This window comes from Epilithonimonas sp. 33E (assembly GCF_059372615.1).
In genome coordinates this window covers 2,324,353-2,340,931 of the sequence record NZ_CM182009.1, presented here as the reverse complement: position 1 = coordinate 2,340,931, position 16,579 = coordinate 2,324,353, and the positions used below count along the sequence as shown (strand labels likewise).

Here is a 16,579-nt window from a genome sequence, read left to right as displayed (position 1 = left end):
ATGAAGAAATTATTATATTTATTTAGCTTATTTCTTTTTGTCTTAAGCTTAGCGCAGAGCCAGTCAGAGAATTATATCAAAACCGTTACCCGGTTATCGGATGATAACAGTGAGAAGTCTGAGAGCATCCAATATATGGATGGTTTGGGCCGTCCCAAGCAAAGCATTGTTGCTCAGGGGTCTCCTACGGGCAAGGATATAGTGACAATTACAGAGTATGATCATAACGGACAGGCACTTAAGAGTTATCTGCCGTACCCGGTTTCCGGTTCAGGGCTTAACTTTCAGGCTGTTAACGGCGCTACGATCAACTCATACTACCATGTTGCCAATGCTTATAGCGAAACGGTTTTAGATGGCTCTCCACTGGAAAGAGTGACGGTATCGGCCTCCCCGGGAGACGTCTGGCATAAAGACGGCGACCATACCAGGAGGATCAGCTATTCTACGAACGATGCTAATGAAGTGTTGCGTTTTCTTACAACGGCCTCTTATCCGGATGCGCTGTTAAGCAGCAGCATTTCCTATAACTATTATTATGCTGCTAACCAGCTATCAAAAACGACGATCACAGATGAGGACGGGCAACAGAGTATAGAGTATAAAAACTCTCAGGGGCAGGTGCTGCTGGTTAGACGACTGGAATCCACCACAAGCAAAGTAGGTAAACCCGGCATCCCGGTGTTGCAGACCCAGTATGCCGACACCTACTATGTTTATAACAAATATGGGCAGCTGGTATATGTTATTCCCCCACTGGCAACCGAGGAGATCAAAACCCAGCTACAAGTGAGTTCCACCGTTTTGAATGATCTGTGCTACCAATACCTGTATGACAGCCGTAACCGGCAGGTCATGAAGAAGCAGCCGGGTAAAGGGTGGGAGTCTATGGTGTATGACCAGCAGAACCGCCTTGTTGCAAGCCAGGATGCAAAGATGCAGGGAGAAGGAAAATGGATATTTACGAAGTATGACCAATTTGGGAGAGTGCTATATACGGGGCGGTTTTTGGGAGGAAGCAGAGAGTCTGTACAGGATGCAGTTAACCAAAAGGGACTGAATAATGAGCAGGCAGGGAGCTCTTTCACAAGTAGCGGACTAACGGTATACTATAGCAAGACCAATGCTTATCCCGCTACCTTTAGCGAGGTGCTGAGCGTTAATTATTATGACGTCTATCCCACAGGTTCGGAAGCGCTGCCCGCTTCGGTTCTGGAACAGAACACATTGAAAACAGCCTACCAGACCTATACCCGTAATGGGGTGACAACCTACAGGAGTACCAAAGGCCTTTTAACAGCATCGTATGTAAAAGCCTCAGAATCTAACGATAACCGCTGGAGCAAAAAAGTTAACTGGTATGATGAAAAGGGACGGCTGATCGGGATGCACCAAACCAATCACCTGGGCGGATATACCAGATTCTCCATAGCACTGGATTTTGCAGGCAAAACCCTCAAAACCCTTACCCAGCACAAGAGACGCACCTCCGATACGGAGATACAGGTAAAGAACCGATATGAATACGAATACCAGGCACTCAAAAAGCATTACCACCAGGTCAACAACAACCCGGAAGAGCTGCTGGCTGCCTATACCTATAATGATCTGGGACAGGTTACTCAAAAGCAGGTGGGAGGTACAGCTCAGTCTCCCCTGCAAAGCGTAGATTATAAGTATAATATCCGTGGATGGCTCACAGGGCTTAATACTGACGCCAACGGAAGGTTACAGAGCGGGAAGCTGTTCAGCTACAGTGTTAAATACAATGATCCGCAGAATCCCAATGCGCTAGGCTGCTACAACGGTAATATCTCGGAAATGGACTGGAAGACCGGGTCAAGTGGTATCTCCAAACGTTATAACTACCGCTATGACCTTCTGAACAGGCTGGTTGCTGCCAACTACCAGATCCCCGGCAATACCATACCTCAGCTTGGGGAATATGACGAGACTGCAGGATATGATCTGAACGGCAATATAGTGACTCTCAGCAGAACAGCACCCACCTATGTGATCCCCGGTCCGGGCGCAGAATATATAGATAACCTGCTCTACACCTATAGTGGGAACCGTGTGACGGCTATCGATGACGACAGCGGCAACCCGACAGGGTACCCTGGCGGCGGGCAGGTGATAGGGTATGATGTGAATGGCAATATGACCTCTATGCCGGACAAAGGATATCAGGCAATTATCTATAACCATCTGGATCTCATAAAAAACCTAAAGCTTCCGGATGATCAGAATATCTCTTACCAATATCTGGCAAGCGGTGTAAAGATAAATAAAGTGCTATCTACCACCATTGGCAATATGGAGGATAAAATAAGCACAGATTATATCGATGGGTTCCAGTATACGACCCATTACAGTGTATCGGCTAATCCTTTGGAAGGTAAGGGGACAGAAGTTGCATTTCAGGAAACCATCTTCACTGCTGCACAGAGCAAGGCACAGGCAGGCGGCGGTACGGGAGGTGTAGCGGTGCTGGATTTTTTTCCAACAGCAGAGGGTTACTATGATTACCAGAATTCTAAGTATATTTACCAGTACAAAGACCATTTGGGTAATGTTCGTTTGAGTTACTCCAAAGGCAGCGCAGGTGTTCTGGAAACGATCGACAGTAATGACTACTATCCGTTTGGGATGAACCACAGGAAGGAGGACACGCAGAGTTATTTTGGTGCGGGCGGTAATTATGTCAATTACAAGTACAACCAGAAGGAGCTTCAGGAGACTGGTTTTTATGACTACGGCTGGAGACAGTATATGCCTGATTTAGGAAGATGGTTCGGGATAGACAAATTAGCAGAAGATTATCATTCTGCATCACCCTACGCTTATGTATTAAACAATCCTGTTTTCTTCTTTGATCCTAATGGAATGCTCACGCAGGCATTTATGAATGAAATCCTGCACTCTGCTTCGGGGACAACGTGGACCAATAACAACGACGGGACATTCTCCAATAACTGGGGAGATATGATGAATAACGACGGGATAGGTCTTAACTTTGATTCTTCTTTAGGCTTTTACGGAGGTCGTGGCGTAGGCGGTGGTGGCGGAATGCCAACTATCAATATTCCGACTGTTTATCTTACAGGAAAGAGTTCTGGATGGGGACAACAGATACAAAGTCAGTTTAATTCCTATATGGATAAGTGGAATGCACAAGGTGGATTTAATTTAGGAAGCCAGAAAGGTGGATGGGGGAATACCAGCCCTTGGGGAGCAGCTTGGGCTACATCAGGAGTATTATTGGCTGATGATGCAACAGTAGTAGGAGCTGTAGATGATGTTGCAATCGTTGGTGTTTTAGCAGGAGCATTAGTTTACGATGCAACTTATAGAACATATGTAACTTATACCTTGACGGGTCCTAATGGACAAAAATATGCCGGAAGAGCAAGTGGTTTTGGAGATCCATATTCAATAATGATGAATAGATTTTCAATGCATCATATGAGATTATCCGGATATGGTAATCCTGTTCTTGATGCTTCAGCTCAAGGATATCCAACAGGATATTCTGCAATAAGAGGAAGGGAACAACAGTTAATAGATTCTTATGGCGGTGTGGGTAGTCCAAATGTAGGAAACTCTATAAGGGGAGTTTCTAAATTTAATCCTTATGGTAGAGTGTATCATTCAATGTCAGACGCATATTTTGGACCTTTAGCACCGTTTACAGGTTATTAAAAAAGAACTAATGAAAAAGGAATTAAATGAAAAACAAGAAATCGAAGCCACTTTTATAAAAGATTGGTGTACTACGGTTATCGATTTTATATACTCTAAATATAGTGAGCAAGCTTCTTTTGGAGAAATGTTTAAAGATGCTTTTAGTGAAGAAACAAAAGAAAGAATTTTAAGAGAGGTGGGTCCCTCGATCTATCTAAAAGGTTTACGAATGGCATTTAATGATACCAATGAAATGGCAATGGATGGACCACCAGTAATGCAGGAAGATCTTAATAAAATATTGCGGGAAAAATTTGGTAAGGATTTAATGACTTATTCTAAAAAGATACAGAGGAAAATTACTCAAATAAAGGAAACAGGTAAAATATCCAATGAAGATGAATATCGTTTGATAATGAGTTATATTGAAGCGATTTATAATGATGAATCGAAAAGGGAAGAGTTAAATTTACTTAACCACCTTTTATTATCTTGGGAAAAGGTGTAGTAATCGTTGAGATTATTAAAAAATCACTGCTTTTGCAGTGATTTTTTAATAATCAAACTGTTTATCCACGAAGTCAAGAAAGCCTTGCGCTAACTCGTCGAGTATGGAAAGGTGTTCCTCCTGAAGATTATAGAAGTTCCGGAACAAGTTTTTGGAAGGGTTGAGGAACTCAAAGAAATCAAAGGGTAGTTTTTGGATAAGGTAATCAAGGTTTTTTACCTTAGGGTCTACGTACTGGCAGAGCTTCCACAAGATACGGATGTTGATTTGATTGGGACGATATCGAAGGGTAACATATAGGAATATCACGCAAGCCCTGTAGAAGAATCCACTCAGGATCAGCCCTATTCCTTCATTAGATTTTAGCTCTTCCTGTGAGCGCAATATTTTATAATTTTCGAGTAGCTCACTGCAAAGCCTGTAGTATATGCCCTCGTCAGTATCATAGTTAGATGGCTCTTTATGCCAGTGAATTATCGAGGAAACGTCGGAGATGAAAATAGATTTTTCAGGAATCATCACTTTTTGGAAAAACTCTTGGTACACCCACAGATGCTCCTGTATCCACGCCTTTGAGTGCGCAATGGGAACAATATTGAATCTTCCTTCTGTCTGTTGAGAGACCATCTGCATCATATCGAAATGGTCTTGATTGCTAATTTTATTGCTTATCAGCAGAAGATATAGAACAGTGGTCTTTTGGTCGGCAGAATAAATCTCCTGCTGATTGAAAAGGAAAATCTCCTCGATATTGAAATGCTTGGTCAATATTTTAACCACAGGCTCGTAAGGGGAAACCGTTTTGTTCTCAATCAATATTGGCTTTTGTTCGGGTTTTTTGACCGCTCTTTTTGTCTCTCTGAAAATGCGGTCTACCAAATAATAAAACTTCTGTTCCGTATCAGTAATAGCATCCCCAAACTCATCTTTAACGTACATATAATCTTCGTGGTCGTCTGCCTTTTGAGCACTGTTTAACGCTTCGGTAATAAAGTAGGTAGTCTCTGTCTTTTTCAACATCAGCGTTTTAATCTCCGGCAGAAAATCTTCCAATCTGATAAGGCGTTCGCTAAGCGAACCATTGGAGAAATACTCGCCTATGCAGAGAATCTCCAAAAAATGAACGTGATGTTCGAAAAGAGATAGATAGATGTGATATTCCATTGTCAGGGAACTGCTTTTTTTAGCCTTGCGAATCTCGGTACTCAGAAGGTCGTGGGTATTATAATAATCCTCTCTGAACTGCTTGAATTTTTTAAGTTGTTCAGGTAGTTCAGGATATGTAAACTCGTGGTCTTCTTTTTTATACATCAAGGTGGAAGCATTACAATACCTATTGATATACAGGCTTCCAAATCTTATGTGTACCCTGATATTTTGCTCGCCCATTATGAGGATATGGGTATTACATTGCTCCAGAGCCTTTCTGACCCATCTGCTTTTTTTAACTTCTTCAGGAACGTTCCTGTCACTGATATGGATGATGATAAGATGCTTTTGGCAGGTCTTGGAATAGCTCATAAATACACGTAGTACGTTGTGTTTACTTGCGAAAGTGTTAATCATATCCGACAATCTTTGATGTTGCGGATGTGTGTTCGGGATAATAATTTTGTGTGACATGCTGGTAATATTTTACAGCAAGTTGAGCCTACAAATCCGAGTACTGAACCAAAGGAAAGTGTATGTTACAAGATAAAATATGTAAAAAACGGACTTTGCGGAATGACCTGTAATTTTATATCTTTGGTAAGATAAAATCATAACCAATGGCGGAAACAGTGAAAAAACATATAGGAAGGAACATTGCAAGAATCAGGGAAATGCGAGGAATGAAACAGGAGACCTTAGCAGAACTGCTGGGTGTAAGCCAGCAAAAGGTATCCCTGTTTGAGAATGCGGAAGAACTGGAAGATGTAAAGTTAGAACCTATCGCCAAGGCGCTGGAAATATCGGTTGAAGCTTTGAAGAATTTTTCGGAGGATGCTTTTTTTAATATTATCTCAAATACATTTAATACCAACGATAACGGTATTGCTATTTTGAGAACAGAGATTTATCAACCAACTTTTAATCCAATAGACAAACTGCTGGAATCTTATGAGGAGAACAAAAAGCTATACGAACGCCTGTTGGAATCAGAGAAAGAAAAGAGCAGGCTCATCGAGGAGCTGATTAATAAAATAACAAAAGCGTAACCCAAAGGTTACGCTTTTGCTTTTGTGGTTAAGGAGTGTCCTTATCCTTTTGATGATACTCGAACTCGCCGAACAGGCGGTTCTTCATACGCAAGAAAATGTTCTTGTCACTCCTTAAAAATCGTGGCAGGATGAAGCCAACGAAAAACACAAGCAGTAATGCAACTGCTACTAAAATAGAAAGTGTTTGCATAATAATGGGGTTTAAAAAATTATAAATTGTATCTATATTGAAATCTATTGCTTCCATATCTGTATTTTTTTAGTATTCTATACTATCCGTTTTTTATGTGTTTTTATAAAATTGAAATCTTTGTTCAATCTTATAATGATGTTATTTTTCCTTTTTCAATTGAAAGACAAAAGACCAAAAAGTGTTTTTCATACGAAAGGACACGTTTTGCAAAGTCTGTATCCATCGGGTTTTGTGCAATTTTACACTGACTTCCGGAAAAGATGTGTTACACGAAAACATAAAATCAAAAAAATCAACTGGGTCAAAAATAATATCACTTTGGAGCAAAGGACGTTTTGCTAAACTTCCCCCGAAAGGACATCTTTTTGCAATCTTAGAAATACTGCTTAAAAAAAGTTGTGACGCAAAACTTCACAAGATACATCGCGAAATGAGCGAAGCACTTTTTGCTTAATTTACGGTACAGGGGTTACCCCTCGCCAAAAGCTGGATTGTTGGAAAAAGTCGTTTAGAACGACTTCAAAAGCGGTTTTTCTGAAAAAAAAGTGATTGAATTTATTGTAACGGTTTAAGACGTCCAAAAGCGTCAGCTGATGTAAAAGCGAAATTTTAGGCACAAAAAAACCGCCTGCTTGGGGCGGTTTGATTTTTTATTATGGAAAGAGATTATATTTTACGGATAAAGGAAAGTATCTCTTCTTTTTTCTTTTCATCAGCAATAGAATCCAATTTAATCGGATTTTGATATTTGTATTGATATGGACTGAAATCCTTGTCTCCTTTTTTGAGTTCTTTATAAATTACTCTATCAGTGCAAGAGCAATCAGTCGGATAAAAGATACGAGCCTTATACTCATATAGTTTATCAGTCGTAGCGGAATCTTTTTTCTTTTCCTGAGCAGAGGCAAGAACACCAATAGATAAGCAGAAGAAAAATAAGATACTTTTCATTTACAAAGCGGCTACATTTTTATTGAAAAAGTCTTTGAATTTTTTCTTTGTGAGCATAGTCTCGACAATCTTAAAAACGGTCGTTTTATCTTCTTCATCAAGTTGTTGAATAAGTTGCATTTGCTCAATCGTGTTTTTGTCCTCAAAAGTTACTTCATTGGGGATCTCGCCTTCAAAGTTTACTAAATCATCAATAGACATATTAAAGAACTTTGCAATTTTCCCAACAGCTTCAATGGATACATCACGGTCGCCCGCCTCTACACGAGAATAGTTAGAGCGGTGCATTGAGATTAAGTCTGCTATGGTTTGCTGTGTCAAGCCCTTTGTCTCACGTATTTTCTTTATGTTTTTACCGATGTTTTGCATAAAATAAAACTTTATACGAAGTTATCTAAAAAGCACAAATTATGCAATATGTGTAATTTTGATAATTTTAATGTTGTTAAAATGATACTTTTATTTTACTTTTGTAATGTATCAAAATAACACAACGTAAGTTTTTATGGAAATCACTGAAATAAAATCCCAGCTGTCTATCTCCACCATCCTACATTACTATGGATTAAAGCCTGACAAGAGCGCCAAAATGTGCTGTCCGTTCCACGAGGACAAAACACCATCGATGCAGGTGTATTACAAAACACAGACGGTGTATTGTTTTTCCTCGAACTGCAAGACCCACGGAAAAAGTATCGATGTGATAGATTTTATTATGCACAAAGAAAACCTGAGTAAGCACGAAGCGATAAAAAAAGCTGAAGAGATTTTAAATTCAAGTTCCGGAAATTTAACCGTAAGCAGAGAGCAGTTCCTAACGAATATGTTTACTTATTTTAGAAATGCCATCAACAACTCAAAACCTGCAAGAGAATATCTGGAAAAACGAGGATTGGATCTTACGAGAACAGAAATCGGCTATAACTCAGGGCAGTTCCACCACGGGGAACGAAAAACGGAAGAACTTTTGAAGCAGGCTTTGGAAGTTGGTTTATTGCAGGACAAAGGACTCATCAACAGCAGAACCAAGGAAAAATGCTACAGCCCCTTTGCTAAATGGTGTCTCTGTTTTGCGCTTAGAAATCAGAAGAATCAAGTTGCAGGAATGTACTTCCGCTCTATCCTTAACGATGACAAATACAAACATTATTATTTAAAAGACCGAAAAGGCATTTATCCTGGTTACCCAAAATCAGACACCAAGAAATTGATATTGACCGAAGCGATAATAGACTGTGCAAGCCTGCTCCAAATGAAAGAAATCAGAGATAATTACAGTTTGATAAGCTGTTTTGGAGCAAACGGACTTACTGCGGAAATAACTGAAGCCATCAGCCAATTAAAGGAACTTGAAGAAATTATCTTCTGTTTTGATAATGATGATGCAGGAAAAAAAGCGATCGATAAATATGCGGAAGAATTTAAGAATTACAAAGTATCTACAGTTGAACTTCCTAGCAAGGATGTTAACGAGACCCTGCAACTGCACGATGAAAATATCTTTATAGAGCTGTTGGAAAAACGGAAAGATATTTTTCTTTCAGTTGAAAAAGAAAAAGGTTCGAGTCCTGACAGGATTACAAAAAATACTGACTTTACGGAAGTAAGCAAGAGTGTGCCCCCGAAAGTATCCCCGAATTTGTCCGTAATAAACTTTTTAGAGCAGAAAGATTTATTGAAATCCCTAAACCAGATGATAGAGAAAGCAGGAATTATCGGGGAAGAAAACAGCAGGATGTTACTTTTTTTAATTATCATCAGCTATCTCAATAAAAATCCTCTTCACGCATTGGTACAAGGTTCGAGCGGAAGCGGAAAAACGCATATTATCTCAAGAATAGCGGACTTGATGCCACAGGAGGACGTACTTCGGTTTACGAGAATCACGGAATCAAGCTTGTACAACTGGGGCGAGTTCGACCTGTTCCAGAAAATAATCATCATCGAAGACTTGGACGGATTAAAGGAAGATGCCCTATATGCGCTTCGTGAATTTATAAGCAATCAGGTTCTGAGAAGTTCAGTAACCATTAAAGACAAAAAAGGAAACAACAAATCTTCCCATAAAATCGTGAAAGGACAATTCAGTTCTTTATCTGCAACAACAAAAGGCGAAACCTACGAGGATAATATGAGTAGGAGTTTTTTACTGGCAGTCGATGAAAGCAAGGAACAAACGCAGAGAATTATCAATTATCAAAACCGAAGAAATGCAGGCGAAGTAAGTTCGGAGGAACAACAAAAAGCCATCGGTTTTATACAGAAATTAGTACGAAATCTGAAATATTACGAGGTCATCAATCCCTATGCAACAAAACTCAATCTTCCTGATAAAGTCCATAAAATAAGGAGATTAAATGAAATGTATCAGGCGGTGATAAAACAGGTCACATTTTTAAACCAGTATCAGCGAGAGGTCAAAAACAATTATCTAATTACAGCTATTGAGGACATAGAACAGGCAACAGAAGTACTGTTTGAGAGCATCGTTCTGAAAGTTGACGAACTGGACGGAAGTCTGAGACAGTTCTTCGAAAAGCTGAAGAAATTTATAAAAAGTCCTGAAAAAGACTTTGTACAAAGAGAAATCCGACAGGAGTTCAATCTGTCCAAAACGCAGTTACAGCGATACATCAACACTCTTTTGGAGCTGGAATACGTCAAGCAGGTTGGCGGTTATAACAATACAGGAATCCGCTATAAAGTAAGTTATTGGGATAATTATCAAAAGCTTAGGACAGAGATAAAAGAATATCTGTTGAAACAGATTAAAGAACTTAAAAACCAATAAAAAATAAGGTATGGGTCACTGTGGTTCGCCAATGGTTCACAAGAATGAACATCTATGATGTTTTAAGTCATTGAAAACCAATTATAAAATATTAGAAATGAATCTGGCGATCCAGAATCCAAAATATTACAAAAGTAAAACCGTCATACTTAATAAAATGAATGAAGATATCATACTTCAATTTAGAAAAGAACTACAGAACTTAGGATATTGCAAAACCGTTGTTAATACCTATCCAAGACGGGTAGAAGAACTTTTACGGCATCTTGGGAAAGACCTTGCAGAAATTACCAATATAGATATTTTAGAATATTATACCTATCTGAAAACCATCAAAAGCAAGAAGACAAACAAGTTTTTAAGTGAAAGTTATATTCACTCTATTTTACTGGCCATCAAACTTTACTTTGATTACGTGCAAAGAACCGGACAAATAAAAACCAGTCCTTATCAACTGAAAATAAAGACCGCAAAAACCGAGGAAAGAAAAGTATTTACGAAAGAGGAAATCCAAAGATTATACAACAAAAGCAGCTCGTTACAGATAATCATCCTGCACCTGTGTTATGCCTGCGGACTCAGACGGGCAGAAGCTGCTGTTCTGTTACTAAAAGACATTGATTTAGAAAACAATTTATTATACATCAGAAGAGGGAAAGGTAAAAAGCGAAGAGTTGTCCCATTTACAAAGCAAGTGAAAACGGATATAGAACATTTTATTTTTTCATCTGAAGCCGAAGTCCGACGTTTAAAAAATGACAATGACAGCCTTCTGGATATTACTGCGGAAAGAATTTACATCGAGTTTAAAAACCTTCTCAAAAAATCAGGACTATACCGACAGGGATTTACACTGCACTGTCTGCGACATACTATTGCGACACAACTTTTACAGCAGGGAATGGAACTTGAGAAAGTAAGAGATTTTTTAGGACACCAATATTTAGGCACAACTCAAATCTATACAAGAATCAATTATGGAACTGGAACAATATTTAAACAATGAATTATCTGAAGGAACGGTAAAAAACTATCTCTACGAAATATCAAAGTTCAAAAAGCACTATAAAAATCCCGAAAAAATCGGTTACCAAAAGTTGATGGACTATATAGAATTGCTAAGGAAGAACTACAATCCCCAAAGTGTAAAGAGAACGATTTACGCCATCAAGAAATACTACGATTATTTGGTAAAGACAGGAAAGGTCAAAACGAATACAGCAACCCATATCAAGATAAAGGACGGCAAGGAAAATCCAATACAATTACAAGAACTGCTCACGGAACAGGAATTAAAGAAGCTTTTAGAACCGAGGGAAGAACGTTATCCGATACTTGCGAAAAGAAACCAAATCGTAATGAGCCTGATTGTCAATCAGGCTTTGCTGGTAGGAGATATCGAGAAACTGAAAATCGAGGACTTGGATTTACAAAACGCAAAAATAAAAGTTCATAAAACAGGAATAACCAACGAAAGAATTTTGGATCTGAAAGCAGAGCAGATAATGTTGTTCTATCAGTATTTGCAGAAAGACAGAAATCAATTAGAAAGACAAAGAACTTCTTTTTTTCTACTGAATAAACTCGGTTCGGGAATCACTAAAGACGATATCAATTATCTTGTATCAACCTATCAAAAGGATTTTACAAAGAAAATAACCAGTGTAAGAATCCGCCAGAGCGTTATTAAACTGAGATTAGACCAAGGTGAGAACCTTAGAAAAGTCCAATATTTTGCTGGACATAAGCACGCAGACACCACCGAGAAATATAAAGAGACGGGAATCGATGCATTACAGACCGCAATCAATCAATTCCACCCAATGAGGTAGTAAAATGGTTTTTGCGACAAAATGAGCATCTTTTGGGTCTGAAATCGACTCTTTTTAATAATTATGCGAACAAAAATCCGGAACAAGGATTTTTAAAATACCTATAAACAGCCAATGCGACATCCCAGCAAAATATTGCAATGCCGATAATCGCTGAAACCTTAAAAATTATTGTCCAAAAATCCATAAGACCAATATAAGAAAAATCGCCAGTCAAGAAAAAAACGAGTTCCGAAGTTTTTTCCCCTTTTTGAAAAAAAGGCAAGAGGGTCTTAGGATATCAAACTTGAAAAGTTTGTATATACAAAGACACATCTTGCGGTTAAATCGGTGTTATTTTTTCAGAAGCTCTGAAAATCGGGAGATCAAATTGTAAAAATTTTGTAATTTATTGAAAATCAGTATTTATTTTTTGTAAACGTTTTTTTAGAGCTCTGAAATGGGTAAACTGACAGCTGGGGCTTTTTTAAGACGATGCCGGCTTATATCTATTTTACGCAGGCTGACAGATAACGTGTAGTTATTTTACCCACCTTCTGATCTTACCTGTATCTTTTTTACGCAGGCTGGCGGAAAGCCTGTATCTATTTTACCCACCTTCCGTATTTACGTGTATCTCATTTACCCATCTATTGAATTTATAAAGGTTGTCGCTGTTGTTGTGAGAACTTTGTTGGAATGTGGGAAACTCCGGGGCAAATGCAGGGCTGAGTTTTCCATATTTCAATAAACACACCGCCAAAAGAAAGTCCACCTGAACCACAAAACCAATCAATAAGAAAAAACTATATCTTTGTAAAAAGATAGTCCGCTCTGCACGGCGGACTATCTAAAACTAAATTGAAAGGGAGTGATTGCGTTACTATTATTTACGCAGTCACTTTTTTGCTTTTCCTGTATTCTTAGACACAATAACAAAGGCTGTCATTGCTAAAATAACAAGGAAAAGTAGGGCTAAAATGGTAATTGTATTTTCCATAGGGCAAATGTAATTACAACTTAAGTTTGTTGCAATGTAAAATCAAGTGCGTAAGTCAATGCTTTAAAGATTTATGTTTTTAAAGCGTCTTTTATTACATCTTTTTTTTCAATTGAAAGAAAAAACAGTAGAAACCTTATTTTTTGTTCAACTGAAACCTATATCTTTGGAAAAGCGGGCAAGAGCAGGCGTTCACAGTGTAAAGCCTCGCGCGAGGAAACTTTGAGTAGGAAGTTTGCGAAAAGTTGAGCGGGATTGTAGAATTACAAGTACAACCAGAAGGAGCTTCAGGAGACTGGTTTTTATGACTACGGCTGGAGACAGTATATGCCTGATTTAGGAAGATGGTTCGGGATAGACAAATTAGCAGAAGATTATCATTCTGCATCACCCTACGCTTATGTATTAAACAATCCTGTTTTCTTCTTTGATCCTAATGGAATGCTCACGCAGGCATTTATGAATGAAATCCTGCACTCTGCTTCGGGGACAACGTGGACCAATAACAACGACGGGACATTCTCCAATAACTGGGGAGATATGATGAATAACGACGGGATAGGTCTTAACTTTGATTCTTCTTTAGGCTTTTACGGAGGTCGTGGCGTAGGCGGTGGTGGCGGAATGCCAACTATCAATATTCCGACTGTTTATCTTACAGGAAAGAGTTCTGGATGGGGACAACAGATACAAAGTCAGTTTAATTCCTATATGGATAAGTGGAATGCACAAGGTGGATTTAATTTAGGAAGCCAGAAAGGTGGATGGGGGAATACCAGCCCTTGGGGAGCAGCTTGGGCTACATCAGGAGTATTATTGGCTGATGATGCAACAGTAGTAGGAGCTGTAGATGATGTTGCAATCGTTGGTGTTTTAGCAGGAGCATTAGTTTACGATGCAACTTATAGAACATATGTAACTTATACCTTGACGGGTCCTAATGGACAAAAATATGCCGGAAGAGCAAGTGGTTTTGGAGATCCATATTCAATAATGATGAATAGATTTTCAATGCATCATATGAGATTATCCGGATATGGTAATCCTGTTCTTGATGCTTCAGCTCAAGGATATCCAACAGGATATTCTGCAATAAGAGGAAGGGAACAACAGTTAATAGATTCTTATGGCGGTGTGGGTAGTCCAAATGTAGGAAACTCTATAAGGGGAGTTTCTAAATTTAATCCTTATGGTAGAGTGTATCATTCAATGTCAGACGCATATTTTGGACCTTTAGCACCGTTTACAGGTTATTAAAAAAGAACTAATGAAAAAGGAATTAAATGAAAAACAAGAAATCGAAGCCACTTTTATAAAAGATTGGTGTACTACGGTTATCGATTTTATATACTCTAAATATAGTGAGCAAGCTTCTTTTGGAGAAATGTTTAAAGATGCTTTTAGTGAAGAAACAAAAGAAAGAATTTTAAGAGAGGTGGGTCCCTCGATCTATCTAAAAGGTTTACGAATGGCATTTAATGATACCAATGAAATGGCAATGGATGGACCACCAGTAATGCAGGAAGATCTTAATAAAATATTGCGGGAAAAATTTGGTAAGGATTTAATGACTTATTCTAAAAAGATACAGAGGAAAATTACTCAAATAAAGGAAACAGGTAAAATATCCAATGAAGATGAATATCGTTTGATAATGAGTTATATTGAAGCGATTTATAATGATGAATCGAAAAGGGAAGAGTTAAATTTACTTAACCACCTTTTATTATCTTGGGAAAAGGTGTAGTAATCGTTGAGATTATTAAAAAATCACTGCTTTTGCAGTGATTTTTTAATAATCAAACTGTTTATCCACGAAGTCAAGAAAGCCTTGCGCTAACTCGTCGAGTATGGAAAGGTGTTCCTCCTGAAGATTATAGAAGTTCCGGAACAAGTTTTTGGAAGGGTTGAGGAACTCAAAGAAATCAAAGGGTAGTTTTTGGATAAGGTAATCAAGGTTTTTTACCTTAGGGTCTACGTACTGGCAGAGCTTCCACAAGATACGGATGTTGATTTGATTGGGACGATATCGAAGGGTAACATATAGGAATATCACGCAAGCCCTGTAGAAGAATCCACTCAGGATCAGCCCTATTCCTTCATTAGATTTTAGCTCTTCCTGTGAGCGCAATATTTTATAATTTTCGAGTAGCTCACTGCAAAGCCTGTAGTATATGCCCTCGTCAGTATCATAGTTAGATGGCTCTTTATGCCAGTGAATTATCGAGGAAACGTCGGAGATGAAAATAGATTTTTCAGGAATCATCACTTTTTGGAAAAACTCTTGGTACACCCACAGATGCTCCTGTATCCACGCCTTTGAGTGCGCAATGGGAACAATATTGAATCTTCCTTCTGTCTGTTGAGAGACCATCTGCATCATATCGAAATGGTCTTGATTGCTAATTTTATTGCTTATCAGCAGAAGATATAGAACAGTGGTCTTTTGGTCGGCAGAATAAATCTCCTGCTGATTGAAAAGGAAAATCTCCTCGATATTGAAATGCTTGGTCAATATTTTAACCACAGGCTCGTAAGGGGAAACCGTTTTGTTCTCAATCAATATTGGCTTTTGTTCGGGTTTTTTGACCGCTCTTTTTGTCTCTCTGAAAATGCGGTCTACCAAATAATAAAACTTCTGTTCCGTATCAGTAATAGCATCCCCAAACTCATCTTTAACGTACATATAATCTTCGTGGTCGTCTGCCTTTTGAGCACTGTTTAACGCTTCGGTAATAAAGTAGGTAGTCTCTGTCTTTTTCAACATCAGCGTTTTAATCTCCGGCAGAAAATCTTCCAATCTGATAAGGCGTTCGCTAAGCGAACCATTGGAGAAATACTCGCCTATGCAGAGAATCTCCAAAAAATGAACGTGATGTTCGAAAAGAGATAGATAGATGTGATATTCCATTGTCAGGGAACTGCTTTTTTTAGCCTTGCGAATCTCGGTACTCAGAAGGTCGTGGGTATTATAATAATCCTCTCTGAACTGCTTGAATTTTTTAAGTTGTTCAGGTAGTTCAGGATATGTAAACTCGTGGTCTTCTTTTTTATACATCAAGGTGGAAGCATTACAATACCTATTGATATACAGGCTTCCAAATCTTATGTGTACCCTGATATTTTGCTCGCCCATTATGAGGATATGGGTATTACATTGCTCCAGAGCCTTTCTGACCCATCTGCTTTTTTTAACTTCTTCAGGAACGTTCCTGTCACTGATATGGATGATGATAAGATGCTTTTGGCAGGTCTTGGAATAGCTCATAAATACACGTAGTACGTTGTGTTTACTTGCGAAAGTGTTAATCATATCCGACAATCTTTGATGTTGCGGATGTGTGTTCGGGATAATAATTTTGTGTGACATGCTGGTAATATTTTACAGCAAGTTGAGCCTACAAATCCGAGTACTGAACCAAAGGAAAGTGTATGTTACA

Annotated in this window: 12 protein-coding genes and 1 pseudogene; 8 read left to right on the top strand and 5 right to left on the bottom strand. The window is 38.6% G+C overall.

Translation table 11 applies throughout. The annotated features are described in order from the left end of the window. Window positions 1–3,702, top strand: a complete 3,702-nt coding sequence (locus tag AC5P2S_RS10730) for a DUF6443 domain-containing protein (RefSeq protein WP_494554813.1) — start codon at window positions 1–3, stop codon at window positions 3,700–3,702. A gap of 10 nt (window positions 3,703–3,712) precedes the next feature. Continuing rightward, on the top strand, window positions 3,713–4,192 hold the full coding sequence (locus tag AC5P2S_RS10725) for a hypothetical protein (protein WP_494554812.1): 480 nt from the start codon (window positions 3,713–3,715) through the stop codon (window positions 4,190–4,192). Window positions 4,193–4,237: 45 nt separating this feature from the next. On the opposite strand, the gene AC5P2S_RS10720 is transcribed toward AC5P2S_RS10725, so the two are convergent. Next, entirely contained in the window at window positions 4,238–5,815 is a 1,578-nt protein-coding gene (locus tag AC5P2S_RS10720) for a hypothetical protein (RefSeq protein ID WP_494554811.1), read from the bottom strand. A gap of 146 nt (window positions 5,816–5,961) precedes the next feature. Here AC5P2S_RS10720 and AC5P2S_RS10715 point away from each other — a divergent pair, with 146 nt between their 5' ends. Beyond that, window positions 5,962–6,390: a helix-turn-helix domain-containing protein gene (locus AC5P2S_RS10715; protein ID WP_494554810.1), complete on the top strand. Its 429-nt coding sequence runs from the start codon at window positions 5,962–5,964 to the stop codon at window positions 6,388–6,390. Window positions 6,391–6,418: 28 nt separating this feature from the next. Here the strand turns inward: AC5P2S_RS10715 and AC5P2S_RS10710 are convergent, their stop codons facing one another. The 3 genes from AC5P2S_RS10710 to AC5P2S_RS10700 all read right to left on the bottom strand — a co-directional run bounded on the left by AC5P2S_RS10710 (window position 6,419) and on the right by AC5P2S_RS10700 (window position 7,906). Beyond that, window positions 6,419–6,640: a hypothetical protein gene (locus tag AC5P2S_RS10710; protein ID WP_494554809.1), complete on the bottom strand. Its 222-nt coding sequence runs from the start codon at window positions 6,638–6,640 to the stop codon at window positions 6,419–6,421. A gap of 612 nt (window positions 6,641–7,252) precedes the next feature. Next, window positions 7,253–7,537, bottom strand: coding sequence for a hypothetical protein (locus AC5P2S_RS10705; protein ID WP_494554808.1), 285 nt, complete (start codon window positions 7,535–7,537; stop codon window positions 7,253–7,255). Further along, complete coding sequence (locus AC5P2S_RS10700; RefSeq protein WP_494554807.1) at window positions 7,538–7,906, bottom strand: helix-turn-helix domain-containing protein; 369 nt, start codon at window positions 7,904–7,906, stop codon at window positions 7,538–7,540. Between the two features lie 136 nt (window positions 7,907–8,042). On the opposite strand from AC5P2S_RS10700, the gene AC5P2S_RS10695 reads away from it, so the two are divergent. The 5 genes and pseudogenes from AC5P2S_RS10695 to AC5P2S_RS10675 all read left to right on the top strand — a co-directional run bounded on the left by AC5P2S_RS10695 (window position 8,043) and on the right by AC5P2S_RS10675 (window position 14,886). After that, window positions 8,043–10,328 (top strand): MTBMA_p00010-related P-loop-containing protein, encoded by a 2,286-nt coding sequence (locus AC5P2S_RS10695; protein WP_494554806.1) that lies wholly within the window; start codon window positions 8,043–8,045, stop codon window positions 10,326–10,328. 97 nt (window positions 10,329–10,425) lie between these two features. Next, entirely contained in the window at window positions 10,426–11,334 is a 909-nt protein-coding gene (locus tag AC5P2S_RS10690; protein WP_494554805.1) for a tyrosine-type recombinase/integrase, read from the top strand. After that, entirely contained in the window at window positions 11,306–12,160 is an 855-nt protein-coding gene (locus AC5P2S_RS10685; RefSeq protein ID WP_494554804.1) for a tyrosine-type recombinase/integrase, read from the top strand. The genes AC5P2S_RS10690 and AC5P2S_RS10685 overlap by 29 nt, the downstream gene beginning before the upstream one ends. 1,255 nt (window positions 12,161–13,415) lie before the next feature. Further along, window positions 13,416–14,396: pseudogene (locus tag AC5P2S_RS10680) on the top strand (RHS repeat-associated core domain-containing protein); the annotation flags it as partial. A 10-nt stretch (window positions 14,397–14,406) separates the two neighbouring features. Then, complete coding sequence (locus AC5P2S_RS10675; protein ID WP_494554812.1) at window positions 14,407–14,886, top strand: hypothetical protein; 480 nt, start codon at window positions 14,407–14,409, stop codon at window positions 14,884–14,886. A gap of 45 nt (window positions 14,887–14,931) precedes the next feature. On the opposite strand, the gene AC5P2S_RS10670 is transcribed toward AC5P2S_RS10675, so the two are convergent. Continuing rightward, window positions 14,932–16,509, bottom strand: a complete 1,578-nt coding sequence (locus tag AC5P2S_RS10670) for a hypothetical protein (protein ID WP_494554811.1) — start codon at window positions 16,507–16,509, stop codon at window positions 14,932–14,934. Between the last annotated feature and the right edge of the window lie 70 nt (window positions 16,510–16,579).

Excerpts from the sequence above, each read along its gene's own strand:
- AC5P2S_RS10730 (WP_494554813.1), top strand. The coding sequence starts at position 1 with ATGAAGAAATTATTATATTTATTTAGCTTATTTCTTTTTGTCTTAAGC.
- AC5P2S_RS10725 (WP_494554812.1), top strand. The coding sequence starts at position 3,713 with ATGAAAAAGGAATTAAATGAAAAACAAGAAATCGAAGCCACTTTTATA.
- AC5P2S_RS10720 (WP_494554811.1), bottom strand. The coding sequence starts at position 5,815 with ATGTCACACAAAATTATTATCCCGAACACACATCCGCAACATCAAAGA.
- AC5P2S_RS10715 (WP_494554810.1), top strand. The coding sequence starts at position 5,962 with ATGGCGGAAACAGTGAAAAAACATATAGGAAGGAACATTGCAAGAATC.
- AC5P2S_RS10710 (WP_494554809.1), bottom strand. The coding sequence starts at position 6,640 with ATGGAAGCAATAGATTTCAATATAGATACAATTTATAATTTTTTAAAC.
- AC5P2S_RS10705 (WP_494554808.1), bottom strand. The coding sequence starts at position 7,537 with ATGAAAAGTATCTTATTTTTCTTCTGCTTATCTATTGGTGTTCTTGCC.
- AC5P2S_RS10700 (WP_494554807.1), bottom strand. The coding sequence starts at position 7,906 with ATGCAAAACATCGGTAAAAACATAAAGAAAATACGTGAGACAAAGGGC.
- AC5P2S_RS10695 (WP_494554806.1), top strand. The coding sequence starts at position 8,043 with ATGGAAATCACTGAAATAAAATCCCAGCTGTCTATCTCCACCATCCTA.
- AC5P2S_RS10690 (WP_494554805.1), top strand. The coding sequence starts at position 10,426 with ATGAATCTGGCGATCCAGAATCCAAAATATTACAAAAGTAAAACCGTC.
- AC5P2S_RS10685 (WP_494554804.1), top strand. The coding sequence starts at position 11,306 with ATGGAACTGGAACAATATTTAAACAATGAATTATCTGAAGGAACGGTA.
- AC5P2S_RS10675 (WP_494554812.1), top strand. The coding sequence starts at position 14,407 with ATGAAAAAGGAATTAAATGAAAAACAAGAAATCGAAGCCACTTTTATA.
- AC5P2S_RS10670 (WP_494554811.1), bottom strand. The coding sequence starts at position 16,509 with ATGTCACACAAAATTATTATCCCGAACACACATCCGCAACATCAAAGA.